This is a genomic window from Micromonospora sp. IBHARD004 (assembly GCF_052814115.1).
In genome coordinates this window covers 6,214,065-6,238,480 of the sequence record NZ_CP199934.1, presented here as the reverse complement: position 1 = coordinate 6,238,480, position 24,416 = coordinate 6,214,065, and the positions used below count along the sequence as shown (strand labels likewise).

The following is a 24,416-nucleotide window of genomic DNA, read 5'->3' as shown; positions in this document are numbered from 1 at the left end:
CGGTGACCGACGGCGACCAGCAGCCCGGTGAGGCAGCCGCGGACCGCGAGCCGGCCGTGGACGGTGAGCCGACCGTGGTCGACGGGCCGGCGATCGGCCGGGCGCAGGTCGGCAGGCAGGAGCAGGAAGCGGGCCACGGGCAGATCGCGGAGCGCGAGCAGCCCCAGCCGGCACCGCCGCCGGCACGCCGGCGGCGGTGGTCGCTCTGGGCGGCGATCGCGGTGGTGGTCATGGTGCTGACCTGCGCGCTGCCCTCGGTGCTGCTGGTCGGGCTGGTCGGCGACGCGGCCGGCCGGCCGGCCACCGGCGACGACGCGGCCACCGCCGCCGCCCGTCGCCTCGGCGTGCGGATGACCGGCCAGCTCGACCGTCAGGCCGCCGCGTTGCTCGGCGGTGACCGCGACGGCTTCCTCGCCATCGCCGAGCCGGGGGCCCGCGCCGACCTCACCCGCCGGTACGCCGCGCTGCGGGCGCTCCGGGTGACCGTGTGGCGGCCGGCGGCGGACGGCGTGCCCCGCGCGGTCGCCGGCCGGCCGGGGGAGTGGCAGCTCGCGGTCAAGGTCGGGTACTGCTTCGTCGTCCCGGCCTGCACGCCCGCCTCCGCGGTGATCGGCACCCGGTGGCGGGACGCCGGGGAGCAGCCCCGGCTGCTCGCGGTCGAGGAGTCGGGTTCCGCCCCGGCCGGCGCCCGGCCCTGGGAGGTCAGCGACCTGGCGGTGGCGTTCGGGAAGCGGACGGTCGTCGCCACCACGCCCGCGCTGCGGGCCAAGCTGCCCGGCCTGCTCGCCCAGGCCGAGGCGGCGGCGAAGGTCGCCGACCTGTACGTGGTGGGCGCACCCCCCGACCGTTACCTGGTCTTCTACGCCGGTCGTGGCGAGTGGCGGCGCTGGTACGGCGGCGGCCGCCCCCGGTGGACGGCGGGCTACGCGGTCGGCGTCGGCGGCGGCCACCACGACGTGGTGCTCAACGCGGAGATCCTGTCGCCCACCGGGGTCGACGACCTGCTCCGGCACGAGCTGACCCACGCCGCCTCGCTGCCCGACCGGGGCTACTCGGGCAGGGCCACCTGGTGGCTGGTGGAGGGGCTGGCCGAGTACGCCGGCGCGGACGGCCAGCCGGTGGGCCGCTACGACGGACTGCCCGAGGTGCGGAAACTCGTGCGGGGTGGCTGGAACGGCCGGCTGGACGGGCTGGCCCCGGCCGACGACGCGGCCGACGACCGGGTCGGCGGCAGCTACGGGGTCGGCTACCTGGCCGTCCGGCACCTCGTCGACCGGTACGGGGAGCAGCGGGTGCTGGACTTCTTCCGCGCGGTGGTCCACGACGGGCGGTCCGTCGAGGAGGCGTCCGACCAGGTCTTCGGCGAGCAGTGGTCCACCCTGCACGACGACTGCGTCGGGTACGTCCGGGCCGTCGCCGGCTGAGCGGCGGCTGGCAGGTCGACGATCGTCGACGGGTCGTAGCATGGGCCGGGTGGCCCGCACCCACTCGCCGCGGCCCCCGATCGCCACGCGGCCCCGCCTGCTCACCGCCCTCCTCGCCGTCGTCGCCCTGACCGGCACCACCGCCGCCTCGTGTGGCGACGAGAAGTCCCCCGTCGCGCTGGCCCAGGTCGGCCGGTCCGCCGTCACCGAGGTGATCGACGCCCCGGCCACGGTGACCGCCCGGGCCGCCGCGACCCTCACCGCGCCCGCCGACGGCACCCTCGCCAGCCTGCGCGTCCAGCCCGGACAGCGGGTGCGCCGCGGGCAGGTGCTCGCCGTCATCAGCTCACCGTCCGCCCAGGACCGGCTCCGGCAGGCCCGCGAGGCGCTGCACGCCGCGAAGCGGGCCGGCCGGGGCGTCGGCGTCGGGGATCTGGGCGGCAGCCGGCGCGGCACGGACAAGGCCGCCGCCGAGGCGTTCGACGCGGCCCGGGTCGCCGCCGCGAAGATCGGCGACCCGCAGCTGCGGTCCGCGCTGCTGCTCCAGGTGGATTCCGCGCAACGGCAGTACGAGTCGGCCGCCCGCGCCGCCGACCGGGCGGTCAGCGCCGTGCGGCGCGGCGTGGCCGGGCTGAACTCCGCGGTCGGCGCGCTGTCCAGCGCCCAGCGGCTCCAGACCCAGCAGGCGTACGACCTGGCGAAGGCGACGGTCGACGCGCTCACCCTGCGCGCGCCGGTCGACGGGGTGGTGCAGCCCGGCGGCACCCGGTCCGCGGGCGGGTCGGCCGACCTGGCCGGGCTGCTCGGGGCGGGCGGCGCGACGGGGTTGGACCCGTCGGCGTTCGCGCCCGCCCAGGGCGGCCCGCCGCCCGGTGTGGACGACGCCGTGCCGGCGGGTGGGCGGGTCACCGCCGGGACCCCGGTGCTCACCGTGGTCGACACCGGCGCGCTGGGCCTGCTCGCCGAGGTCGACGAGACGGACGTGCTCCTGGTCCGGGCCGGTGTGGCCGCCTCCGTCGAGCTGGACGCGGTCGCCGGCGCGACGTACGACGCGCGGGTCCGCTCGGTCGACGTGCTGCCCAGCACCTCCGCCCGGGGCGGGGTCACCTACCGGGTGCGGCTGGCCCTGGGCGCCGGTCGCCTCGGTGAGGGGGAGGCCGCCCCCGCGCCCCGCCCCGGCATGAACGCCGTGGTCCACCTCCGGGTACGGGAGGCGGCCGACGCCGTCGCCGTACCCGCCTCGGCGGTCTTCTCCGCCGACGGGCGGGACGCGGTCTGGGTGCTGCGGGACGGCAGGGCGGACCAGGTGCCGGTCACCGTGGGCGTGCAGGGGCAGGACCTGGTGCAGATCGTCAGCGGTGTGCAGGCCGGTGACCAGGTGGTGGTCCGGGGCGCGGACCAGGTCCGCGACGGCCAGGAACTTCGGTGAGCGCGAGCAGCGAGCCGGTTGCGCGAGCCTCGGGGACCGGCTCGGTGACGCCGCCGGAGGTGCCGGCGATCGAGGCGGTCGACGTGTCCCGGACGTACGAGCTGGACGGGGTCTCGGTGCCGGCGCTGCGCGGGGTGTCGCTGACCATCGCGCCCGGCGACTACGTCGCGGTGATCGGGCCGTCCGGCTCCGGCAAGTCCACCCTGATGCACCTGCTCGGCGGGCTGGACCGGCCCACCGGCGGTCGGCTGGTGATCGGCGGGCGGGACGTGGCGACGCTCTCCGCCCCGGAGCTGGCGACGCTGCGCAACGAGACCATCGGCTTCGTCTTCCAGGCGTTCCACCTGCTGCCGCGGACGTCCGCTGTGGACAACGTGGCGCTGCCGCTGGTGTACCGGGGAATCGGCGCGCGGCAGCGGCGGGAGCGGGCGGCGGCGATGCTCGGCCGGGTGGGGTTGTCGCACCGGCTGCACCACCGGCCCAACCAGCTCTCCGGCGGCGAGCAGCAGCGGGTGGCGATCGCCCGGGCGCTGGTCACCGAGCCGGCGGTGCTGCTCGCCGACGAGCCGACCGGCAACCTGGACACCGCGACCGGCGAGGCGGTGCTGGAGCTGCTGGAACGGTTGAACGCCGAGTCCGGGGTGGCCCTGGTGATGGTCACCCACGACCAGGATGTGGCCGCCCGGGCCCGCCGGCGGGTCGCCGTGCGGGACGGCGTGATCCGCTCCGACACGGTCACCGCGGGCGCTGACCGCCTCCATGATCGACCGCTGTCCCACCGCGAGAGCCGACCTGAGACACTGGACCCCGCTCCCAGCGCGGAGCCCCGGTCCGCGTCCGGAAGCGGCCCGGGGCACCCGTCCGGTGGCTCCGGTGGCGCCACCGGAGCCACCGGACGCCTTCCGCGCCACGAGGATCGCAGCGGGGGCGCGTCGTGAGGGTGGCCGAGGCGTGGCGGGTGGCGCTGGACGCGCTGCGGGCCAACCGGATGCGCAGTGCGCTGACCATGCTCGGTGTGATCATCGGGGTGGCCTCCGTGGTGCTGCTGGTGGCGATCGGCACCGGCACCAAGCAGAAGGTCGAACAGCAGGTCGAAGGGCTCGGCTCGAACCTGCTCCTGGTGGTGCCGGGCAAGATCGACGTGGGCACCGCCCCGGTGGTCTCGCCGCTGACCCTGAAGGACGTCGACGCGGTCTCCCGGGTGGTCGGCGACCCGGGCCGGGTGGCCGTCACCATCGCCTCCGGGGCCACCGCGCGGGCCGGCAACCGGTCGGACTTCACCACCGTCCAGGGGGTGCTGGAGACCACCCCGACGGTCTTCACCCGGTCGCTGGCCCGGGGCCGCTACCTCACCGGGGCCGACGTGGACACCAGCCGGCGGGTCGCGGTGCTCGGCGCGTCCGTCGCCACCGCCCTCTTCCCCGACCGGGACCCGCTCGGCCAGCAGGTCGCGCTGGCCGGCGTGCGGTTCCGGGTGATCGGCGTCTTCGCGCCGCTCGGGCAGAGCCTCGGCGTGGACCGGGACGACGAGGTGCACGTGCCGGTGACCGCGGCGCAGCGGCTCTGGGGCACCCAGCGGGTCGACGGCATCGCGGTCAAGGCGCCGGACCGGGAGCGGATCGGCGAGCTGGGCGACCGGATCGTCGCCGAGCTGTCCCGCCGCCACCCGGACACCGAGTTCAGCGCGGTCACCCAGCAGCAGATCCTCGGCGTGCTCGGCGACATCCTCGGCGTGCTGACCGGCGTGCTGGCGGCCATCGCCGGCATCTCGCTGCTCGTCGGCGGCGTCGGCGTCTCGAACATCATGCTGGTCTCGGTCCGCGAGCGGACCCGGGAGATCGGCCTGCGCAAGGCGGTGGGCGCCCGACCCCGGGACATCGGGGTGCAGTTCCTGCTGGAGGCGGTGCTGCTCACCGCCATCGGCGGGCTGATCGGGATGGCCCTCGGCGTGGGCACCGCGCTGCTGGTCGACGCGGTCTCGCCGATCCCGGCCGCGATCACCTGGTGGTCGCTGGCGCTCGCCTTCGGGGTCTCCGCCGCGGTCGGCATCGTCTTCGGGGTGGTCCCGGCCCAGCGGGCCGGCCGCCTCGACCCGGTGGTCGCGCTGCGCGCCGAGTGACCGCCGACGGTGCGCGGTCCCGGCAACGGGACGAGGCGCGCACCGGGGAGGAAAACGCCAGGTCAACAGCGGGGAAACGCCGTCCCTCCATGATCAGTTGCAGGAAGGGATCGCGCCGGTCACAGCCGTCCCGCTACCGTACTGGTAACACGCGCGTTGCCCGTCCTGGCGGGAGCTCCCGTCCGGTGGCACGCGCCGGGCACGGGAATGGGTCGGTGAGCCATGGCCGGGTCACAGTCCGACGGTCGACTGTCGGATGTCAGGTTCCTGACCGTCGCCGAGGTGGCGACGGTCATGCGGGTCTCCAAGATGACGGTCTACCGTCTCGTGCACAGCGGTGAGCTGACCGCGGTACGGGTGGGCCGGTCGTTCCGGGTGCCCGAGCACGCCGTCCACGAGTATCTCCGGGGCGCGTTTCAGGAAACCGCCTGACGCACCGCCGAGTGCGACGTAACGGGCATTGACGGGGGCGCGTTGGTCCTGCTGAGGCACTCCGGCTACCCTGGACCCCGACCGTGACCGCACCCTGGTGCGCCCTGCCCATCACGCTGGTCCGGTCCGTTGTCCGCAAGCGGTCACCGACGCCACCCGTGGTGGTGTCTCCCGGTCCGCCCCGCACGTTGCATCGAAAGGCTGTCGTATGGGCTCGGTGGTCAAGAAGCGCCGCAAGCGCATGGCTAAGAAGAAGCACCGCAAGCTGCTGCGCAAGACCCGCGTCCAGCGTCGCCGTCTCGGCAAGTGACCGGGGCCGGGCCTCGGCCCGGCATCCGGCACCACTTGCCAACTGTCGACTCTCGGAGGCTCAGGTGATCAGGCCGCGGACGTCCCGGCTCGATCCCGCCTGCCAACCAAGGCGCACGACATGACCCCCGGTGGCACCCCAGGTGCTCCGGGGGTCGTCGTCGTCACCGGGGTCGGCCGCTACCTCGGCGCCCACGTCGCCGCCCGGCTCGCCGCCGACCCCCGGATCGAACGGGTCATCGGCGTCGACCCGGCCAGCCCCGGCCCCGAGTTCACCGACCTGCTCGACCGGGTCGAACGCATCCGCCTCGACCTGGACTCCCTCGGCGGCCTCCTCGCCGACCTCGAGGTCGACGCCGTCGTCCACCTGGCGCTGGTCAGCGCCCTCGACCCGCAGCACGGCGGCCGGGCGGCGATGAAGGAACAGAACGTCATCGGCACCATGCAGCTGCTCGCCGCCTGCCAGCGGGCTCCCCGGCTGCGCAAGCTCGTGGTCCGCTCGTCGACCGCCGCGTACGGCGCGTCGTTCCGCGACCCGGCGGTCTTCACCGAGGAGACCGAGCCGCGCGAGGTGCCGCGCGGCGGTTTCGGCCGCGACATCCTCGACATCGAGGGGTACGTCCGCGGGTTCCGCCGCCGCCGTCCCGACGTCACGGCCACCGTGCTCCGCTTCGCGCCGTTCATCGGCTCCACCGCGGACACCACGCTGACCCGCTACTTCTCCCAGCCGGTGGTGCCCACCGTCTTCGGCCGCGACCCGCGGCTGCAGTTCGTCCACTTCGACGACGCGCTCGAGGTGCTGCACCGGTCGATCGTCGAGGAGCACCCGGGGACGTACAACGTCGCCGGCCCGGGCGTGCTCTCCCTCACCCAGGCGATCCGCCGGGCCGGCCGGGTGGCCATGCCGGTGCTGGAGCCCGGTCTCTCCGGCGCGGCGGCGATCGCCCGCAACCTCGGTTTCGGCCGCTACGGTTTGGACCAGGTCGACCTCTTCGTGCACGGTCGGGTGGTGGACACGACCAGGCTCGAGCGGGAGTACGGCTTCACGCCGCGCTCGACCGCCGCCGCGTTCGACGACTTCATCCGCGCCCACCACGGTGGCGCGGTGGTGAGCCGGGATCAGCTCGCCGCCGCCGAGCAGCTGGTGCTGGAGGGCATCCGGCAGGTCCGCTCGGCCGTGCGGGAGCGGCCGTGAGCGGCCGGGACGAGCGGAGCGACGGCCGGTACGACGTACCGCTGACGGTGGCCGGGCCGGGCGCGGAGCCGGCGCGACGCAACGGACACCACCGGGCGACGGCGGCCGCCGCCGACCCGGCGGCGCACGACGAGCCCGACACCGCTGCGACGGACGAGCCGGACACGGCGGCGACGGACGAGCCCTCCGCGGTGACGGATGAGCCGTCCGTCATGGCGGACCGGCGATCCGGCGGCCCGGAGTCGACAGCGGTCGAGGAGCCGGCGACGGTCGAGGAGCCGGTCGAGGCGACGTCGGACGACGAAGGGGCGGTGGCAACGGCCCGGCCGGCGGTGCCGGACCGGCGGGACCACTGGGACCGCCGGGTCGCGGGCGGGCTGGCCTTCCTGCGGCGGCGGCTCTCCGGCGACTACGAGGTCGACGAGTTCGGCTTCGACCCGGACCTCACCGACGCCGTGTTCCACCCGCTGGTCCGGCTGCTCTACCGGGACTGGTTCCGCACCGAGGTCGGCGGCCTGGCGAACGTGCCGGCCGACGGGCCCGCCCTGGTGGTCGGCAACCACTCCGGCACGGTGGCGCTGGACGCGCTGATCCTCTCCGCCGCCCTGCACGACCAGCACCCGGCGCGCCGCTACCTGCGGCTGCTCGGCGCCGACCTGGTCTTCCGGATGCCGGTGGTCTCCGAGATCGCGCGCAAGACCGGCGGCACGGTCGCCTGCAACCCGGACGCCGAGCGGCTGCTCGGCAACGGCGAGCTGGTCGGCGTCTTCCCAGAGGGCTTCAAGGGCGTCGGCAAGCTCTACTCCGACCGCTACAAGCTGCAGCGCTTCGGCCGGGGCGGGTTCGTCTCGGCGGCGCTGCGCACCGGCACGCCGATCGTGCCGGTGGCCATCGTCGGCGGCGAGGAGATCTACCCGATGCTCGCCGACATCAAGCCCCTGGCCCGGCTGCTCAAACTGCCCTACTTCCCGGTGACGCCGACGTTCCCGTGGCTCGGGCCGCTGGGCATGGTGCCGCTGCCGAGCAAGTGGCTGATCGAGTTCTGCCCGCCGATCCCCACCGCGCACCTGAGCGACTCGGCCGACGACCCGCTGGTCGTCTTCAACCTGGCCGACCAGGTCCGGGAGACCATCCAGCAGACCCTGCACCGGCTCCTCGAACGACGCCCCGACCCGTTCGGTCCCTAGGGGACGGCGCCGTCAGGGGGTCCGGCGGCGGCGGTGCAGCGCGAGGCCGGCGGAGACCGCCCCGGCGACCAGCCCGGCGGCGGCGGTGGACGGTACGGCGATCTTGACCGCGCGCCGGCCGGTGCGGAAATCCCGGACGTCCCAGCCCCGCTCGCGGGCCTGCCGGAGCAGGGCGGCGTCCGGGTTGATCGCCACCGGGTGCCCCACTGTGGAGAGCATCGGCAGATCGTTGGCGGAGTCGCTGTACGCAGCGCAGCGGGTCAGGTCCAGCCCCTCGACCGCGGCGAGCTGGGTCACCGCCTCGGCCTTGGCCGGCCCGTGCATCAGGTCGCCGACCAGCCGCCCGGTGTACGCCGCGTCGACCACCTCGGCCACCGTTCCGATCGCGCCGGTCAGGCCGAGCCGGGCGGCGATCACCCGACCGATCTCCACCGGGGCGGCGCTGACCAGCCAGACCCGCTGGCCGCTGTCCAGGTGGCGTTGGGCCAGCTTGCGGGTGCCCGCCCAGATCCGCGGGGCCATCAGCTCGTCGAAGATCTCCTCGGCGAGTCGCTCGACGTCGTCCACCCGCCAACCGTGGATGAAGGCGAGCGCCGCCTCCTTGGCCTGCGACATGTCGCCGGCGTGCTCGGTGGCGAGCAGCCGGAACTTCGCCTGCTGCCAGGCGAACCGGGCCAGGTCACCGGTGGTGAAGTACTTGCGGGCGGCCAGCCCGCGGGCGAACCAGTAGATCGATGCGCCCTGCATCATCGTGTTGTCGACGTCGAAGAAGGCCGCCGCGGTGGGGTCGGGCGTGGGGGTGACCGGCGGCGCCTGCTCGGTCTCCGACCAACCGGCGGTGTGGCCGTGGACGTCGGTGCTGACCGTGACCTTCCGGGTGCGGGCCACGCGACCTCCCTCCGCTCGACGACCGCGACACGTGTTCCACGGCGAGAGTAACCGGACATCACCCGCGACCGGTCGTACGTGGGGGAAGTGTGGCGTGGACGGCTGTCGCGCCGGCCGGGTCAGCGCTCGCCGGGGCAGTCGGTCGGGGCGGGGCCCAGCGCATCGCTGGCGGCGGGCGTCGGCAGCCCGCACGCGATCGCCGCGCGGAGCTCATCGGAGCGCTTGCGTACGGCGTCGAGCAGGGCGAGCGAGCGCCGGGTGCGGTCCCGTTCGACGTGGTCGGACCGGTCGAGCAGCCCGCTGACCGCGCGCCGCTGGCCGGTGACGAAGACATTGACCGCGTCCAGGCCGGCCGCGTCGGAGCGCTGCGCGGCAACGGTGGTGAGCAGCCGGACGCCCTGGCGGGTGTCGGCGTCCATGTCGTCGAGGACGGCGCTGAACCCGAGCCGGTCGCCGCGTACCGTGGCGGCCTCGTCGAGCCGGGTCCGGGCGAAGTCGAGGAAGAGCTGACCCCGGCTGTTGTCCGAGCTGGCCAGGGCGAGCTGGGCGCGCTCGGTCGAGCGCTTCATGCCGTAGAGCGCGTCGCCGGGCAGCGCGTTCTCGCTGGCCGCGGAGATGCCGGAGAGGGCGACGGCCCCCGCGGCGATGCCGACCAGGATCGCGCCCCGGGCGCGGGCCCGCCGGGCGGTGACCGCCGGAAGGAGCGAGCCCCTGGTCCCGGTGCCCGCCGTCGCGGTCTCGGTCTTCGCCGCCGCCGGGGCGCCGATGCCCTCCCGCTCGGCGGTGGCCACCAGCATCGCCCGGAGCCCGGTGCGGAACTCCGCGTCGACCTCGACGTCCGGTCGGTCGGCGGTGAGCCGCCGGCTGACCGAGACGAGCGCGGCGAGTTCGTCGTCGACCCGGGAGCGCACGTGGTGACGTCGGCCGCCGTTGGCCTCGTCGAGGAGCTGTGCGAAGCGCTCGGCGCGCCGACGGGAGAAGAGGTCACTGTCCACCGCAGGCACCTCCTCTCGCTGGTCACGGCCGGTCCGGCCGTATTCGTCACCAGCGACCGGTGGCAGCGTGACGCCGACGGCCGACCCGTTCGGTCGACCGTGCCCGCCGGACCGGGTGGCCCGGGGACGCCGGGACAACCACTGGTCGCACCCGGAGAAACGGTTCGCGGCGGGTGGCGGTTACGGGGCCGGCGGAGGCGAAATCACGAAGAGTGATCGTCGTCACGGATCGGGGAGGCGCCGCGCGCCCGCCCACGAAACGGGGGCGGGCCGGCGCGAACGACGTCTCTCAGGGCTGGAAACCGTCGGGCAGCAGCCGGGCCAGGGCCCGCACCGCCCGGTACTGCAGCGCCTTGATCGCGCCCTCGTTCTTGCCCATCGCGCGGGCGGTCTCGGCCACCGAGAAGCCCTGGAGGAAACGGAGCACGATGCACTCCTGCTGCTCCGGGTTGAGCTGCTTGACCGCGGTGAGCAGGGCGACGTTGGTGATGTGCTCGACGACCGCGGCCTCCGGGCTGCCCTCCGGCCCGCGGTCCTCCCGGTCGGCGTCGAGCACGTCGCCGGTGGTGACCTCGAGGCGGTAGCGGCCGGACTTGAAGTGGTCGGCGACCAGGTTGCGGGCGATGGTGACCAGCCAGGCGCCGAGATCCCGGCCCTGCCAGGTGAAGCTGCCGATCCGCTTGAGCGCCCGGAGGAAGGTGTCCGAGGTGAGGTCCTCGGCCAGCTGCCGGTTGCCGACCCGGAAGTAGACGAACCGGAAGACGGTGTCGACGTACCGGTCGTAGATCAGGCCGAACGCCTCGGCCTCGCCGGCCTGGGCGCGCTCGACCAGGGTCCAGACCTCGGTGGCCGGGTCCGACGGGTCGGGGCGGCTCGGGAAGCCGGTGCCGGTGGCCGGCGCGGCGGGCACCGCGGGCAGCACGGCCGTGTCGGCGGCCGGCACCGCCGGCAGGATCGCCGTCTCACTGGTCGACGGGTCGGCGGCCGGCGGCGTCTCCGCGGCCCGGCGGCCCTGTGCCGGCATGGTCGGGCGGGACGGCGCGCCGACCCGGCTCGCGTTGCCACCCGGCAGCGCCGGGCGGGGCGGTGCCTCGTTGTGGTGCGGGCGGTTGCGCACCCGGCGGGCGCCGTCGCCGCGGACGGCGAGGCCCCATGAGCCCTCCGCCGCGCCGCGCGGCGTCTGATCCAGCCGCTCGTTGACCGGCGTCTTCGGTGTCGGACCGGTCAGACCGGCCGGCCGCTCCGCATAACCGAAGGTGGTCACCGGGCCTCCCCGATCCAGGCGGGGCACGGCCGCACCGGCCGTCGCGGCGTCGCGGCGGGACCGGGTACGCCCCGGTCGGGCAGGGCCGTTCCGGGACGTGCCGACGGGCGGCAGATCCCCTTGAGGTGCTGGTCCAATGCGCTCACAGGCATGGGGGCCTCCTCGGGCTGAGGGGTGTCGACTCACGGCAAATGGGGTGAGCCGACCCGAGTGATGATAGGGCCAACGTCACCCGCGCGTGGCAAGTCCGTTACACAGGGCGGAAGTATTTCCCTCCCTGTCGCACGAATGGCGGACCGGTTGTCCGTCGTGTGCGGTTGACTTTGCTGGCGGAAGCTGGTCCGGAGTGGAAAGTCCTGGTCGGAGTGGTTTGATCCCCCACTTCGGCGTGTCGCGGCGCCGCTGTCGGGCCGGTGCCGGACGTACGGGCGCGCGGGCATGGTCGGCCGGCCGCCGCTGTGCGAGACTCAGCCACCGTGCAGGACGCAGCCGACAGCTCCGCGCCGAACCTCGCCGACCGGCTCCGCCGGGCGGCGCTCGCCCACGCGGGCCGCCCCGCCGTGCACTGGCGGGACCACACCCTCACCTGGTCCGAACTGGACGCCGCGGTGACCGCCACGGCCCGGGCGCTCGCCGCCTCGGTGCCGGCCGGCCCGCCCGGCGACCGGCACCCGCCCCGGGTGGCCGTGTCGTTCGGCAACACCCCGGACTTCGTGGTCAGCTACCTGGCGGTGCTGAGGGCCGGGCTGGTCGCGGTGCCGGTCAACCCCGGCCTCACCGCCCGGGAGCTGCGGCACGTGCTCACCGACTCCGGCGCCGCCGTGCTGATCTGCGCCGCGGAGGTCCGCGACCGGGTCGCCGGCCTCGCCGCCGAGCTGCCCGCGCTGACCGCCGTGCACACCGCCCCGCCGGTGACCGACGGTGACGCCCGGGAGGCGTTCCCCGCCCGGGGCGGCGAGGAGCTGGCGGTGCTGCTCTACACCTCGGGCACCGAGGGCCGGCCCAAGGGCGCGATGCTGTCGCACCGGGCGCTGGCCGCCAACCACGAGCAGGTCGGGCGGATCAGCCCGCCGGTGGTCGGGCCCGACGACACCGTGCTGCTCGCGTTGCCGCTCTTCCACGCGTACGGGTTGAATTCGGGGCTGGGGGCGGTCGTCCACCACGGCGCGACCGGGGTGCTCGTCGACGACCCCGGCCCGGCCGCGACGCTCGCCGAGCTGGCCCGGCACCGGGTCAGCGTGCTGGTCGGCGTACCGTCGATGTTCCTGGCCTGGGCCGAAGCGGAGCGTGACGCGGTGGTCGAGGCGATGGCGGCGGTCCGGGTGGCGGTCTGCGGCGCGGCGCCGCTGCCGCCGGCGACCGCGGCGCGGTTCGCCGAGGTCGCCGGTCGCCCGCTGCACGTCGGGTACGGCCTGACCGAGACCGCCCCGGTGCTCACCTCCACCCTGGCCGGCGGGGAGCCGAAGCCCGGCTCGGTCGGCCGTCCGCTGCCCGGCGTCGAGGTGCGCCTGGTCGGGCCCGACGGGGTCGACCTGTGGCGGGACGGCGTCGCCGCCCCGGAGGACGAACCGGACGAGCCGGACCTCTCCGACGACGGGCCGGGCACCGACCCGGGCGAGGTCGTGGTCCGGGGCGCGAACCTCTTCGGCGGGTACTGGCCGGACGGCCGGGGCGGCCCGGACGGCGACGGCTGGTGGGCCACCGGCGACGTCGCGTACGCCGACGAGGACGGCGACCTCTTCCTGGTCGACCGGCTCGGCGAGCTGATCCTGGTGAACGGCTTCAACGTCTACCCGCACGAGGTGGAGCTGGTGCTGGACGGGCATCCCCAGGTGGCCGAGTCGGCGGTCCTGGGGGTGCCGCACCCGCGGACCGGGGAGACTGTCCGGGCGTACGTGGTGCGGGCTCCCGGCTCCGCGGTGACGGAGGCGGACCTGCTCGCCCACTGCGCCGGTAACCTGGCCCGCTTCAAGTGCCCGACCGCCGTCGAGTTCGTCGACACGCTGCCGTACTCGGTGATCGGCAAGGTACGCAAGAACCAGCTCCGCCCGTCGGCGCCCCCGGTGCCGTCCCCGACGCCGCCGACCGAGATCCGCACGGAGGTACCCGATGTCCAGTGACGCCCGGCTCACCCTGATCACCCGGCCCGACTGCCACCTCTGCGAGGACGCGAAGGCGGCGCTCGACCGGGTGGTGGCGGTCACCGGCGACCGCTGGATCGAGAAGGACGTGACCGGCGACGTGGAGCTGGAACGCGAGTACGGCGACCGGCTGCCGGTCGTGCTGCTCGACGGCAAGGAGCACGGCTACTGGCGGGTCGAGGAGGAGCGGCTGCTGCGGGACCTGACCACCCCGCAGCTCTGATCCTGTCGGCGGGCTCGATTATGGTGCTGCGATGACCCCTGCGCGGCACCACCTGGTGTGGGACTGGAACGGCACCCTCCTCGACGACCTCGACCTGGTGGTCCGGGCCACGAACGTCGCCTTCGCCAGCGCGGGCGGGCCGGCGGTCACCGCCGACGAGCACCGGGTGCGGTTCCGTCGGCCGGTCGCCGACTACTACGCCGAGATGCTGGGCCGGGCGATGGACGACGAGGCGTACGGCCGGCTCGACCGGATCTTCCACGACGCGTACCGGGCGGGGCTGACCAGCTGCGCGCTGGCCGCCGACGCGACCGCCGCGATCGCGGCCTGGCCGGGCAGCCAGTCGCTGCTCTCCATGTGGTTCCACGACGAGCTGGTGCCGACCGTGCACACCTACGGCCTGGCCCCGCACTTCGCCCGGGTGGACGGACTGCGGTCGGCGGTCGGCGGCGGCTCCAAGGCGGAGTGGCTGGAGAAGCACCTGGCGGAGCTGGGCCTGGCCGGCGGTGAGGTCGCGCTGATCGGCGACTCGCTCGACGACGCCGACGCCGCGATCTCCGTCGGCGCCCGCTGCGTCCTCTACACCGGCGGCATCTCCGACCCCGCCCGCCTCCGCGCCTCCGGCCACCCCACCGCCGACACCCTCACGGAGGCCGTGACCCTCGCCCGCGCCCTCCCCTGACCCACCCCGGTCCTCGTCGATGAGTGGGGTCAGGCGCGGAGGTGGGTGAGGACGGCCAGGACCCGGCGGTGGTGGTGGGTGGCGTCCGGGGGGAGGTTGAGCTTGGTGAAGATGTTGCGGACGTGCTTCTCGACCGCGCCGTCGCTGACCACCAGGGCGCGGGCGATCGCGGTGTTGGAGCGGCCCTCGGCCATCAGCGCCAGCACCTCGCGTTCGCGCGGGGTCAGCTCCCGCAGCGGGTCGTCGCGGCGGCGCCGGACCAGCAGCTGGCCGACCACCTCCGGGTCGAGCACCGTGCCACCGGCGGCCACCCGGGCCAGGGCGTCCAGGAACTCGTCGATCGCGGCCACCCGGTCCTTGAGCAGGTAGCCGATCCCGCCGCCGCCGGCCCCGCCGGTGGTCGCCAGCAGGTCGTCGGCGTACGACACCTCGACGTACTGGGAGAGCACCAGCACCGGCGTACGCGGCACCAGCCGGCGCGCCTCCACCGCCGCCCGCAGCCCCTCGTCGGTGTGCGAGGGCGGCATCCGGACGTCCACCACCGAGACGTCCGGCCGGTGCGTCACCACCGCCTCGACCAGCGCGTCGCCGTCACCGACGGCGGCCACCACCTCGTGTCCCGACTCGGTCAGCAGCCGGACCAGCCCCTCCCGGAGCAGTACGGCGTCGTCCGCGATCACCACCCGCATGGTTCCGGTGTCTACCACGCCGCGGCGACCGGGATGCCGGCGCGGCTCCCGGCCGGGTCGGCGGGGTCGGCCGGTTCACCGGGGCAGCTCGGCCCGGACGTCGGTCGGCCCGCCGGCCGGGCTGACCACGTCGAGCGTGCCGCCGCTGGCCCGGACCCGGTCGGCGATGCCGACCAGCCCGTGCCCCTTGGCCAGGTGGGCGCCGCCCACCCCGTCGTCCCGTACGGCGATCTCCAGCCGGCCCACCCGGCGGACGACCTCGACCTGGCACGAGGTGGCCTGGCTGTGCTTGGCGACGTTGGTCAGCGCCTCCGCCACCACGAAGTACGCGGTGTTCTCCACCGCCGGGTCGAGCCGCCCGGTGGGCGTGCCCAGCTCGGGGTCGATCACCAGCTCGACCGGGACCAGGGCGCGGGCGGCGAGGGCGGCCAGGGCGCTGGGCAGGCCGCGGTCCACCAGGATCGGCGGCGCGATGCCCCGGGACAGCGCGCGCAGCTCGCCGAGGGTCTCCCGGGTCTGGGTGACCGCCTCGTCCAGGGTCCGGCGGGCCGCCTCCGGGTCCGCGGCGAGCTGCTGCCGGGCCCGGCTCAGGTCCATGGCGAGCCGGACCAGGCGCTGCTGCGGGCCGTCGTGGATGTCGCGTTCCAGCCGGCGCAGGGCGGACGCCTCGGCCGAGGCGGCGGCCCGCTTCTGCTCCTCCAGCGTGGTGATTCGGTTGCGCATCTCGGCCACCCCGGTGAGCAGGGAGCGGGCGAGGCCGGCCTGGAGCAGGGCGCAGGCCCGGGCCAGCAGCGGCAGGGTGAAGAGGCAGAACACGCCGAGCGCGGTGTTCAGGGCGATCCGCGCGCCGGCCCCGTCGCCCATCCCGAGGAGCTGGCTGAGGTCCTGGTCGTCAGGGCCGCGCGGGATGGCCCAGTCGTACCCGCCGTAGAGCGTGCCGGCGACGGCGACCGCCCACCAGACGAGCAGCAGCACGACGGTCGGCAGCGCCACCAGCAGCTTGAGCAGGCCGTGCGCCAGGTCGAGCCAGGACTGCGCGTCGCGCATCGGGACGAAGACCCGCCGCCAGAGTTTCGCGCCCGGCTCGGGGACCAGGTACTCGGGGCGCACCCGGGGTTGGCGCAGCACGGCGGGCAGCCGCAGCCGCTCGATGTCGGCCAGGCCGCGGGCGACATAGAGGGTGCCGGCGAGGACCGGCAGGCCGACGGTGGTCACCAGCAGGCCGGCGCTGAGTGAGATCCCCGCCACCACGATCACGAAGCCGGCGAGGGCCAGGGGGAGGCCGAGCAGCACGTAGCCGGAGTCGCGCAGGAGCTGACGGGGGACGCTGCGGGCGGGTGCCGGGGCCGGCGTGGTGGCCAGGGGAATGGCGGTCATGCCAAGAGGCTAGGGGCGGTGGGCCGGCCGGACCCATCCCGTGCGCCGGCCTCTTCGGGGTGGGGTTCTCCCTACCGGGACCGGGTCGGCCGGGCCGGCGGCGGGGTGACACTCGACCCAGATCCACGGTGACACAGCGCGACCGAGCGCGTGCGATTGGTCAGAGAAGTCGGGATTGCGCAATAATCGTCGAGCGGCGCCGATGGAGCGCGTCAGATCGATCTTGTGGAATGGAGGGGCAGGTGGAGGCGCGTCGCGGGCCAGCAAGATCGCGATTTGTGCACGTCTTCACAAGCGCCTACTCTGTAGTTCCGACGCGCCCTGCTAGCACAGCCGGCAACATCGGTCGCCAGCGGGAGTCCCGAAACGACCGGCCGCCGACGCTGGTCGAGGATCGCACCGCACGGAGTCTCATGAGTCAGCACCGTCACCCTGGCGCGCCCGGCCGCGCCGGTGCCGTCCCGGCGCTCCCGGACCTGCCCGAGGCGACCGTCGCGCGGCTTCCGGAGTACCTCCGCGCGCTGCACAACCTCGCCGACGCCGGCCACGAGACGGTCTCCAGCGAGGGCCTGGCGAACGCCGCCGGGGTCAACTCGGCGAAGCTCCGCAAGGACCTCTCCCACCTCGGCTCGTACGGGACCCGGGGCGTCGGCTACGACGTGAGCCTGCTGATCGAGCAGATCGAGTCCGTGCTCGGGCTCACCCAGTGCCGCTCGGTCGCCCTGGTCGGCGTGGGTAATCTCGGTCACGCCCTGGCCGGGTACGACGGCTTCGCCAGCCGCGGCTTCCAGATCGCCGCGCTCTTCGACGCGGACCCGTCCCGGGTCGGCGAGCAGATAAACGGGCTGGTCGTCCGGCATGTCGACGAGCTGGCCCGGGTCGCCGTCGAGGAGTCGATCTCGATCGGCGTGATCGCCACCCCGGCGCCGGCCGCCCAGGCCGTCGCCGACCAGCTCGTCGCCGTCGGCGTGACGAGCATCCTCAACTTCGCGCCGTGCGTACTCTCGGTTCCGGAGGGGGTCGACGTGCGCAAGGTCGACCTCGCGATCGAGCTGCAGATCCTGTCCTTCCACGAGCACCGCAAGGCGTCGCTGACCGCGCTCCCCGCCGGGTCCGCCCTCACCGCCCTGCCCGGCGGGCTCGCGGCCACCGACACCCAGGAGGCGATCGGCACGTGAAACTGCTCGTCGTCGGCGCGTCCTACCGCACCGCTCCGGTCGCCACGCTGGAGCAGCTGACGGTCGCCCCCGCCGATCTCACCCGCACCCTGGACCGCCTGGTCGCCCAGCCGTACGTCGCCGAGGCCGTGCTCGTCTCCACCTGCAACCGGGTGGAGGTCTACGCGGCCGTCTCCGGCTTCCACGGCGGGCTCGGCGACATCTGCGCCGTCCTGGCCGAGCAGGCCGGCGCCCCGCCGGCGGCGCTCGCCAACCACCTCTACGTGCACTACGACGCCGCGGCCGTCGACCACGTCTTCCGGGTCGCCGCCGGGCTGGACTCGATGGTGGTCGGCGAGGCGCAGATCCTCGGCCAGCTCCGGGACGCGTACCACTGGGCCAGCGGCGCCGACTCCGCCGGCCGGCTGCTGCACGAGCTGATGCAGCAGGCGCTGCGGGTGGGCAAGCGCGCGCACGCCGAGACCAACATCGACCGGGCCGGTCAGAGCGTGGTCACCGCCGCCCTGGACCTGGCCGCCGGCCTCCTCGACGGCGACCTCACCGGCCGGCCCGCGATGGTGGTCGGGGCCGGCGCGATGGGCTCGCTGGGCGTGGCGACGCTCTCCCGGCTGGGCGCCGGGCCGCTCACCGTGACCAACCGCGGCGCCGACCGGGCCGTCCGGCTGGCCGAGTCGTACGGCGCCAGCGCCGTGCCGATGGCCGAGCTGGTCGACGCGCTCTGCACAGTGGACATCGTGGTGGCCGCCACCGCGGCCACCGAACCGGTTCTCACCCGCGACGTGGTGACCCGGGCGCTGGCCCGCCGGGACGCCGACCGGGGCCCACTGGTCCTGCTCGACCTGGCCGTGCCGCGCGACGTCGCGGAGGGCGTCGCGGAGCTGGCCGGCGTCGAGGTGATCGACATCGACCGGATGGCGGCGATCCTCGCCGACGGGCCGGCCGCCGCCGACGCCGCCGAGGTGACCCGGATCGTCACCGGCGAGGTCGAGGCGTTCCTGTCCTGGCTGCGCGGCGCCGACGTGGCGCCCACGGTGGCCGCGCTGCGCGGCCGCGCCGACGACGTGGTCACCGCCGAGCTGCGCCGGCTCGTCCAGCGTCGCCCCGACTTCACCGACGATCAGCGCGCCGAGGTGGCCCGGACGGTGCACCGGGTGGTGCAGCGGCTGCTGCACCAGCCCACCGTGCGGGTCCGCCAGCTCGCCGCCGAGCCGGGCGGCGACCAGTACGCGGCCCTGCTGCGCGAGCTGTTCGACCTGGAGGTGCCGCAGACCTCCCCGGTCGACACCGTCCCCGACGTGGTCGAGACCGACGCGGTCGGACGGCCGTCGTTCGAGGTCGCGGACGTGCCGGTGACCGAACCCGACGTCTCCACCGGAGGTGCGCGATGACCGCCCCCTTGCGCCTCGGCACCCGGGGCAGCGCCCTGGCGATGGCCCAGTCCGGCCAGATCGCCGAGGCCCTCACCGCGGCGACCGGCCGCGAGGTCGAGCTGGTCGAAGTGGTGACCGCCGGCGACCGCTCCTCGGCCCCGGTGCACCGGCTCGGCGTCGGCGTCTTCGTCTCCGCCCTGCGGGACGCGCTGACCGCCCGCACCATCGACTTCGCCGTCCACTCCTACAAGGATCTGCCGACGGTGGCGGCCCCCGGGCTGCACATCGCGGCGGTGCCGCCCCGGCAGGACCCGCGCGACGCGCTGGTCGCCAAGGGCGGCCGGACGCTCGCCGAGCTGCCGCCCGGCGCGCTGGTCGGCACCGGCGCGCTGCGCCGCATCGCCCAGCTGCACGCGCTCGGCATGCAGCTGGAGGTCACCCCGATCCGGGGCAACGTCGACACCCGCCTCGGTCGGGTGCTCGGCCCGGACGCCGACCTCGACGCGGTGGTCCTGGCCCGGGCCGGGCTGGCCCGGCTCGGCCGGACCGACGTGATCACCGAGACGCTCGACCCGATGCTGATGCTGCCCGCGCCCGCCCAGGGCGCGCTGGCCGTGGAGTGCCGGATCGACGACCCCGACCTGGTCGAGCTGCTCGCGGTGCTCGACCACGCACCGTCCCGCGCCGCGGTCACCGCGGAGCGGGCACTGCTGGCCACCCTGGAGGCCGGGTGCACCGCACCCGTCGCCGCCTACGGCGAACTCGCCGAGGGTGACGCCGGTGAGGAGATCTACCTGCGCGGGGCGGTGATCAGCCCGGACGGTACCCGTGACCTCCGGCTGTCCCGCACCGGAACGCCCGCCGACGCGGCGGAGATCGGCAAGGCACTCGCCGCCGAACTCCTCGAACTCGGCGCCGACTCGATCCTCGGCCAAGAAGGACACGCCGGCCCGGGGACCCAGCAATTTGGGAGCACAGAATGACCCGCACCCGTAAGCCCGTAGGCCGCATCGCGTTCGTCGGGGCCGGCCCCGGCGACCCGGGCCTGCTGACCCGCCGGGCGCACGACGCCCTGGTCGACGCCGACCAGGTGGTGTACGACCGGGGAGTCCCCGAGTCGCTGCTCGACGCCGTCCGCGCCCAGGCCAAGTCCGACGCCCAGTTCAGCCCCGCCGAGGGCGTACCGGGGGACGTGGCGAAGGTGCTGATCTCCGCGGCCCGCTCCGGGCAGAACGCGGTGCACCTGGTCGCCGGGGACCCGTTCGGCCACGACTCGGTGGTCAAGGAGGTGCAGGCGGTCGCCCGTACCGCCGCGCACTTCGAGGTGGTCCCGGGCGTCGGCCAGGCCGAGGGCGTGGCCACCTACGCCGGGGTGCCGCTGCCGGGGGTGCGGACCGCCGCCGACGTCGAGGACGTCACCACGCTGGACTTCGACGCGCTGGCCGCCGCCGTCGGCCGGGGCTCGCTAGCCCTGGCCGTGGACGCGGGTGACCTGGCCGCGATCCGGGACGGCCTGCTGGCCGCCGGCGTGGACGGCACGACCGGCGTCGGGGTGACCGGCGACGGCACCGGCGAGACGCAGTACACCACCACGTCGACCGTGGACTCCTTCGTCGCGGCGGCGCTCGGCTTCACCGGCCGGGTGGTGCTCACCATCGGCGAGGGTGTCGGCCAGCGGGACAAGCTGAGCTGGTGGGAGAACCGCCCGCTGTACGGCTGGAAGGTGCTCGTCCCCCGGACCAAGGAGCAGGCCGGCGCGATGAGCGCCCGGCTGCGCGCGTACGGGGCCATCCCGTGCGAGGTGCCGACCATCGCGGTCGAGCCGCCGCGTACCCCGGCTCAGATGGAGCGAGCGGTCAAGGGCCTGGTCGACGGCCGGTACGCCTGGGTGATCTTCACCTCGGTCAACGCGGTCCGCGCGGTCTGGGAGAAGTTCGCCGAGCACGGCCTGGACGCCCGCCACTTCGGCGGCGTCAAGATCGCCTGCATCGGCGAGGCGACCGCCGACGCGGTCCGCGCGTTCGGCATCCAGCCGGAGCTGGTCCCGTCGGGGGAGCAGTCCTCCGAGGGGCTGCTGGCCGAGTTCTCGCCGCACGACGAGATCCTCGACCCGGTGGGCCGGGTGCTGCTGCCGCGCGCCGACATCGCCACCGAGACCCTCGCCGCCGGGCTCACCGAGCGCGGCTGGGAGGTCGACGACGTGACCGCGTACCGGACGGTCCGGGCGGCCCCGCCGCCCGCCGAGATCCGCGACGCGATCAAGTCGGGCGGGTTCGACGCGGTGCTCTTCACCTCGTCCTCCACGGTCCGGAACCTGGTCGGTATCGCCGGGAAGCCGCACGCGCGTACCGTTGTTGCCGTCATCGGGCCCAAGACGGCGGAGACCGCGACGGAGTTCGGCCTGCGGGTCGACGTCCAGCCTCAGCACGCCTCGGTGCCCGACCTGGTGGAGGCGCTCGCCGCCTACGCCGTCGAGCTGCGCGAGAAGCTCGCCGCCATGCCGGCGAAGCAGCGCCGCGGCTCGAAGGTGCAGGGGCCGACCGCCCTGAGGTTCCGCTGATCGCTAGGGAGGCTTTCCATGCCGTACCCCGAGATCCGGCCCCGCCGGCTGCGCCGTAACGCGGCGGTGCGGCGGCTGGTCTCCGAGACCCGCGTCGACCCGGCCGAGCTGGTCGTGCCGATGTTCGTCAAGGAGGGGCTGGCCGAGCCGCGGCAGATCGCGTCGCTCCCAGGGGTGCTCCAGCACTCCCGGGACTCGCTGCGCAAGGCCGCCGTCGAGGCGGTCCAGGCCGGGATCGGCGGGATCATGCTCTTCGGGGTGCCGGCCGAGCGGGACGCCACCGGCTCCGGCGGCATCGACCCGAACGGCATCCTGAACGTCGCGATCCGGGACGTGGTAGCCGAGGTCGGCGACGCCACGGTCGTGATGAGCGACCTCTGCCTGGACGAGTTCACCTCGCACGGGCACTGCGGACTGCTCACCCCGGACGGCGGCGTGGACAACGACGCCACCCTGCGGGCGTACGCCGAGATGGCGGTGGCCCAGGCCGACGCGGGCGTCCACATGGTCGGGCCGTCCGGGATGATGGACGGCCAGGTCGGCGTGGTCCGCCGGGCCCTGGACGCCGCCGGTCACCAGGACGTCGCGGTGCTGGCGTACGCCGTGAAGTACGCCTCCGCCTTCTACGGCCCGTTCCGCGACGCGGTGGAGTCGGCCCTGGAGGGCGACCGGCGCACCTACCAGCAGGACCCGGCGAACCTGCGCGAGTCGCTGCGCGAGGTGGAGCTGGACGTCGCCGAGGGCGCCGACATGGTGATGGTCAAGCCGGCGCTGCCCTACCTCGACGTGGTCGCGGCGGTCCGGGCCGCGGTCGACGTTCCGGTCGCCGCCTACCAGGTCTCCGGCGAGTACGCGATGGTCGAGGCGGCCGCCGCGAACGGCTGGATCGACCGGGAGCGGGTGATGCTGGAGACGCTCACCTCGATCCGCCGGGCCGGCGCGCAGATCATCCTCACCTACTGGGCGGTCGAGGCCGCCCAGCTGCTCCGCCAGCGCTACTGAACGGTGACGGTCACCACCTTCAGCACTTCCTCCACGGAGTAGACCCGACGGGCCCCGGCGGGCAGTTCGGCCCAGGCCACCCGGAGCGACGTGTCGTCGGCCCAGGCGAGCCCCTGGATGCCGCCGGGCACGGGAATCCGGCGGGGAGTGCCGATCGCCTGGTCGACGCGGAGCTTGCCGGTGCCGGTTTCGTAGACGGCCACCCGTTGCTGTCCGCCGTGGTCGGGGAGGAAGTACGGGACGGCGACCAACCAGCCGTCCGGGGAGAGCCGAAGCCCGTTCATGCAGATCCCGTCGGCCGTCAACCGCGCGATCCGCTTTCCGTCGGCGAGCCGGCGGACGTCCGTGCGGCAGGGCGAGTCGGTGCGCTGCTCGGCCAACCGATCGGAACCGACCGAGGTCTGGCTGGCCGCCATCAGGTCGACGCCCGCGGTCGATGACCGGAGCAGGGTCCGCTCCCGGCCGGTGGTGAGCTCGTGCGCGACGATCCCCTCGTCCCGGGCCAGGTAGGCGTACCGCTGGTCGGCGCCGAGCAGCTCGACGCTCCGACCCTTGATCCGTACCTCCCGGCTGATCTCCACGGCGTCGTCCGGACCGAGCACCACCAGCTTGATCGACAGGCCCTCGACGTTCGGGCCGTCGGTACGCCGTACCCCGGGCATCAGGTCGGTGTACAGGAGCCCGACCAGCCGCCCGTCCGGCAGCGCCGTGCCGAGGCCGAAGTCCTTCGGCGTCCGGTGCCGCCGCACCGACCCGTCCGGTAGCACCTCGCCCCCGCCGCGCAGGCCGACCTCCGGCCCCCTGCCGCGGTCGAGCCGCCAGGTGTTCGGATCCACCGAGATCATCAGCCGCTGGGCCGGCTCGGCGGGCCGGGTGGTGGGTGGGGGAGAGGCCGGTACGGGGTTGGCCGGTGCCGGCGTGGTCGTCACCGGCCGTGCCGGCCGGCTTCCGGTCAGCAGCGGGACCGCACCGCCGGTGAGCGCGACCAGCACGACCAGGCAGCCTGCGGTCGCCGCGGCCCGACGCCGTCGCCGGGCACGGGCCCGCCGGCGTACGTTCGCGAGATCGCCCACGTGCGGCGGGGTCGCCAGCGCGGCGCGACGCACCAGGTCGGCCAGATCCTCGGGTATGACGTTCACGGTCACTCCTTCTCGGCCAGCGCGACCCGCAGCTCCGCCAGACCACGGGAGAGGCGGCTGCGTACCGTGCCCTCGGTCAGGTTGAGCACCGCGGCGGTCTCGGCGGTGGAGAGGTCCAGCAGGACCCTGCAGACGATCACCGTGCGCTGGCCGGTGGGCAGTCGGTCCAGGGCCGACCGGGCGGCGAGGCCGGCCGGGTCGGGGGCCGCCACCGCCGCCGGTGCCTGCCAGTCGTCGGCCGGTGGCCGTTCCCGCCGTACCTTTCGCCACCACGAGGTGGCCCAGTTCAGCCCGACGCGGAACACCCAGCCCGCCGGGTTGTCGAGCCTGCGGACCCGGTCCCAGCGCGCGTACGCGCGGGCCATCGCCTCGTCGGCGGCCTCCCGTGCCACGGCCGGGTTTCCGACGGCCAGCGCGAGCGCCCGGTGGATCCGGTCCACGTGTTCCCGGTAGAACTGCTCGAACGGCAGGTCCCGATGGGCTCCGGGCGGCGCCGGGCGGTCGGGCGAGAGCGCTTCGGGTGCACGGGCCGGCGCTGCCGGGTGGTTTCCCATGCCAGGTACACGCGCGGCCCCGGGCGGCTGTTCCATCCGATCACCCCGTTTCTCACACCCGGACGACCGGCGGCCCTCACCGCGGTCCGCGGCCTGCGCCCTGGCCGGCGGCCCTCGCCCTGGCCGGCGGCCCTCGTTCTGGCCGGCGGTTCGCCCGGCGGCCATGTTGGTTCTCGCCCTTTGCTCTGCTGCAGCCCACGCAACACTTGAGCGCTCCCAGTGTTGCGGTCGCCGCAGCAGAGCAAAGGGGCCGAGACGG

23 protein-coding genes are annotated in these 24,416 nt (G+C 74.9%); 16 read left to right on the top strand and 7 right to left on the bottom strand.

Features of this window, described 5'->3' with window-relative positions; genetic code table 11:
• Positions 1-2 precede the first annotated feature (2 nt).
• From ACTWO6_RS30310 to ACTWO6_RS30275, 8 genes are all read left to right on the top strand, one after another.
• Positions 3-1,424 (top strand): hypothetical protein, encoded by a 1,422-nt coding sequence (locus ACTWO6_RS30310; RefSeq protein ID WP_446217091.1) that lies wholly within the window; start codon positions 3-5, stop codon positions 1,422-1,424.
• A 40-nt stretch (positions 1,425-1,464) separates the two neighbouring features.
• The gene (locus ACTWO6_RS30305) at positions 1,465-2,853 is read left to right on the top strand and encodes an efflux RND transporter periplasmic adaptor subunit (RefSeq protein ID WP_446217090.1); all 1,389 of its coding nucleotides are present in this window, start codon (positions 1,465-1,467) and stop codon (positions 2,851-2,853) included.
• Between the two features lie 59 nt (positions 2,854-2,912).
• Positions 2,913-3,791, top strand: a complete 879-nt coding sequence (locus ACTWO6_RS30300) for an ABC transporter ATP-binding protein (protein ID WP_446220823.1) — start codon at positions 2,913-2,915, stop codon at positions 3,789-3,791.
• Positions 3,788-4,972, top strand: coding sequence for an ABC transporter permease (locus ACTWO6_RS30295; protein ID WP_446217089.1), 1,185 nt, complete (start codon positions 3,788-3,790; stop codon positions 4,970-4,972). The genes ACTWO6_RS30300 and ACTWO6_RS30295 overlap by 4 nt, the downstream gene beginning before the upstream one ends.
• Positions 4,973-5,194: 222 nt before the next feature.
• Entirely contained in the window at positions 5,195-5,404 is a 210-nt protein-coding gene (locus ACTWO6_RS30290) for a helix-turn-helix domain-containing protein (protein ID WP_089005106.1), read from the top strand.
• Between the two features lie 208 nt (positions 5,405-5,612).
• Positions 5,613-5,714, top strand: a complete 102-nt coding sequence (locus tag ACTWO6_RS30285) for a 30S ribosomal protein bS22 (protein ID WP_007465623.1) — start codon at positions 5,613-5,615, stop codon at positions 5,712-5,714.
• Positions 5,715-5,834: 120 nt separating this feature from the next.
• Positions 5,835-6,908, top strand: coding sequence for an NAD-dependent epimerase/dehydratase family protein (locus ACTWO6_RS30280; RefSeq protein WP_446217088.1), 1,074 nt, complete (start codon positions 5,835-5,837; stop codon positions 6,906-6,908).
• Positions 6,909-7,120: 212 nt separating this feature from the next.
• Positions 7,121-8,095, top strand: coding sequence for a lysophospholipid acyltransferase family protein (locus ACTWO6_RS30275; protein WP_446220822.1), 975 nt, complete (start codon positions 7,121-7,123; stop codon positions 8,093-8,095).
• A gap of 12 nt (positions 8,096-8,107) precedes the next feature.
• Here the strand turns inward: ACTWO6_RS30275 and ACTWO6_RS30270 are convergent, their stop codons facing one another.
• The 3 genes from ACTWO6_RS30270 to ACTWO6_RS30260 all read right to left on the bottom strand — a co-directional run bounded on the left by ACTWO6_RS30270 (position 8,108) and on the right by ACTWO6_RS30260 (position 11,242).
• Positions 8,108-8,983 (bottom strand): HAD family hydrolase, encoded by an 876-nt coding sequence (locus ACTWO6_RS30270; RefSeq protein WP_446217087.1) that lies wholly within the window; start codon positions 8,981-8,983, stop codon positions 8,108-8,110.
• Between the two features lie 119 nt (positions 8,984-9,102).
• A complete protein-coding gene (locus ACTWO6_RS30265; RefSeq protein ID WP_446217086.1) occupies positions 9,103-9,978 on the bottom strand; it encodes a DUF5667 domain-containing protein in 876 nt (291 codons plus the stop codon).
• 289 nt (positions 9,979-10,267) lie between these two features.
• Positions 10,268-11,242, bottom strand: coding sequence for an ECF subfamily RNA polymerase sigma factor, BldN family (locus ACTWO6_RS30260; protein ID WP_446217085.1), 975 nt, complete (start codon positions 11,240-11,242; stop codon positions 10,268-10,270).
• 476 nt (positions 11,243-11,718) lie between these two features.
• On the opposite strand from ACTWO6_RS30260, the gene ACTWO6_RS30255 reads away from it, so the two are divergent.
• The 3 genes from ACTWO6_RS30255 to ACTWO6_RS30245 are packed head-to-tail and all read left to right on the top strand — an operon-like array spanning position 11,719 to position 14,288.
• Positions 11,719-13,362, top strand: coding sequence for an AMP-binding protein (locus ACTWO6_RS30255; RefSeq protein WP_446217084.1), 1,644 nt, complete (start codon positions 11,719-11,721; stop codon positions 13,360-13,362).
• A complete protein-coding gene (locus tag ACTWO6_RS30250) occupies positions 13,352-13,606 on the top strand; it encodes a glutaredoxin family protein (RefSeq protein ID WP_446217083.1) in 255 nt (84 codons plus the stop codon). Before ACTWO6_RS30255 ends, ACTWO6_RS30250 begins: the two co-directional genes overlap by 11 nt.
• A 31-nt stretch (positions 13,607-13,637) precedes the next feature.
• Positions 13,638-14,288 (top strand): HAD family hydrolase, encoded by a 651-nt coding sequence (locus tag ACTWO6_RS30245; RefSeq protein ID WP_446217082.1) that lies wholly within the window; start codon positions 13,638-13,640, stop codon positions 14,286-14,288.
• Between the two features lie 29 nt (positions 14,289-14,317).
• Here ACTWO6_RS30245 and ACTWO6_RS30240 read toward each other — a convergent pair whose 3' ends face one another.
• Both ACTWO6_RS30240 and ACTWO6_RS30235 read right to left on the bottom strand, forming a co-directional pair.
• On the bottom strand, positions 14,318-14,977 hold the full coding sequence (locus tag ACTWO6_RS30240; RefSeq protein ID WP_446217081.1) for a LuxR C-terminal-related transcriptional regulator: 660 nt from the start codon (positions 14,975-14,977) through the stop codon (positions 14,318-14,320).
• Positions 14,978-15,052: 75 nt separating this feature from the next.
• Entirely contained in the window at positions 15,053-16,354 is a 1,302-nt protein-coding gene (locus ACTWO6_RS30235; RefSeq protein ID WP_446217080.1) for a sensor histidine kinase, read from the bottom strand.
• Between the two features lie 413 nt (positions 16,355-16,767).
• On the opposite strand from ACTWO6_RS30235, the gene ACTWO6_RS30230 reads away from it, so the two are divergent.
• From ACTWO6_RS30230 to hemB, 5 genes are read left to right on the top strand one after another with little or no spacing between them, the layout of a single operon-like run.
• The gene (locus ACTWO6_RS30230) at positions 16,768-17,532 is read left to right on the top strand and encodes a redox-sensing transcriptional repressor Rex (RefSeq protein WP_446217079.1); all 765 of its coding nucleotides are present in this window, start codon (positions 16,768-16,770) and stop codon (positions 17,530-17,532) included.
• Positions 17,529-18,920, top strand: coding sequence for a glutamyl-tRNA reductase (locus ACTWO6_RS30225; protein ID WP_446217078.1), 1,392 nt, complete (start codon positions 17,529-17,531; stop codon positions 18,918-18,920). Before ACTWO6_RS30230 ends, ACTWO6_RS30225 begins: the two co-directional genes overlap by 4 nt.
• Entirely contained in the window at positions 18,917-19,885 is a 969-nt protein-coding gene (gene hemC, locus ACTWO6_RS30220) for a hydroxymethylbilane synthase (RefSeq protein ID WP_446217077.1), read from the top strand. The genes ACTWO6_RS30225 and hemC overlap by 4 nt, the downstream gene beginning before the upstream one ends.
• Entirely contained in the window at positions 19,882-21,462 is a 1,581-nt protein-coding gene (locus ACTWO6_RS30215) for a uroporphyrinogen-III synthase (RefSeq protein WP_130329145.1), read from the top strand. The genes hemC and ACTWO6_RS30215 overlap by 4 nt, the downstream gene beginning before the upstream one ends.
• An 18-nt stretch (positions 21,463-21,480) precedes the next feature.
• A complete protein-coding gene (gene hemB / locus ACTWO6_RS30210; RefSeq protein ID WP_446217076.1) occupies positions 21,481-22,464 on the top strand; it encodes a porphobilinogen synthase in 984 nt (327 codons plus the stop codon).
• On the opposite strand, the gene ACTWO6_RS30205 is transcribed toward hemB, so the two are convergent.
• On the bottom strand, positions 22,458-23,603 hold the full coding sequence (locus tag ACTWO6_RS30205; protein ID WP_446217075.1) for a hypothetical protein: 1,146 nt from the start codon (positions 23,601-23,603) through the stop codon (positions 22,458-22,460). The two genes, hemB and ACTWO6_RS30205, sit on opposite strands and share 7 nt — an antisense overlap.
• A gap of 2 nt (positions 23,604-23,605) precedes the next feature.
• The gene (locus tag ACTWO6_RS30200; RefSeq protein WP_446217074.1) at positions 23,606-24,043 is read right to left on the bottom strand and encodes an RNA polymerase sigma factor; all 438 of its coding nucleotides are present in this window, start codon (positions 24,041-24,043) and stop codon (positions 23,606-23,608) included.
• Between the last annotated feature and the right edge of the window lie 373 nt (positions 24,044-24,416).

Excerpts from the sequence above, each read along its gene's own strand:
- ACTWO6_RS30305 (WP_446217090.1), top strand. The coding sequence starts at position 1,465 with ATGGGCCGGGTGGCCCGCACCCACTCGCCGCGGCCCCCGATCGCCACG.
- ACTWO6_RS30290 (WP_089005106.1), top strand. The coding sequence starts at position 5,195 with ATGGCCGGGTCACAGTCCGACGGTCGACTGTCGGATGTCAGGTTCCTG.
- ACTWO6_RS30285 (WP_007465623.1), top strand. The coding sequence starts at position 5,613 with ATGGGCTCGGTGGTCAAGAAGCGCCGCAAGCGCATGGCTAAGAAGAAG.
- ACTWO6_RS30280 (WP_446217088.1), top strand. The coding sequence starts at position 5,835 with ATGACCCCCGGTGGCACCCCAGGTGCTCCGGGGGTCGTCGTCGTCACC.
- ACTWO6_RS30275 (WP_446220822.1), top strand. The coding sequence starts at position 7,121 with ATGGCGGACCGGCGATCCGGCGGCCCGGAGTCGACAGCGGTCGAGGAG.
- ACTWO6_RS30250 (WP_446217083.1), top strand. The coding sequence starts at position 13,352 with ATGTCCAGTGACGCCCGGCTCACCCTGATCACCCGGCCCGACTGCCAC.
- ACTWO6_RS30245 (WP_446217082.1), top strand. The coding sequence starts at position 13,638 with ATGACCCCTGCGCGGCACCACCTGGTGTGGGACTGGAACGGCACCCTC.
- ACTWO6_RS30240 (WP_446217081.1), bottom strand. The coding sequence starts at position 14,977 with ATGCGGGTGGTGATCGCGGACGACGCCGTACTGCTCCGGGAGGGGCTG.
- ACTWO6_RS30235 (WP_446217080.1), bottom strand. The coding sequence starts at position 16,354 with ATGACCGCCATTCCCCTGGCCACCACGCCGGCCCCGGCACCCGCCCGC.
- ACTWO6_RS30230 (WP_446217079.1), top strand. The coding sequence starts at position 16,768 with ATGAGTCAGCACCGTCACCCTGGCGCGCCCGGCCGCGCCGGTGCCGTC.
- hemC (WP_446217077.1), top strand. The coding sequence starts at position 18,917 with ATGACCGCCCCCTTGCGCCTCGGCACCCGGGGCAGCGCCCTGGCGATG.
- ACTWO6_RS30215 (WP_130329145.1), top strand. The coding sequence starts at position 19,882 with ATGACCCGCACCCGTAAGCCCGTAGGCCGCATCGCGTTCGTCGGGGCC.
- hemB (WP_446217076.1), top strand. The coding sequence starts at position 21,481 with ATGCCGTACCCCGAGATCCGGCCCCGCCGGCTGCGCCGTAACGCGGCG.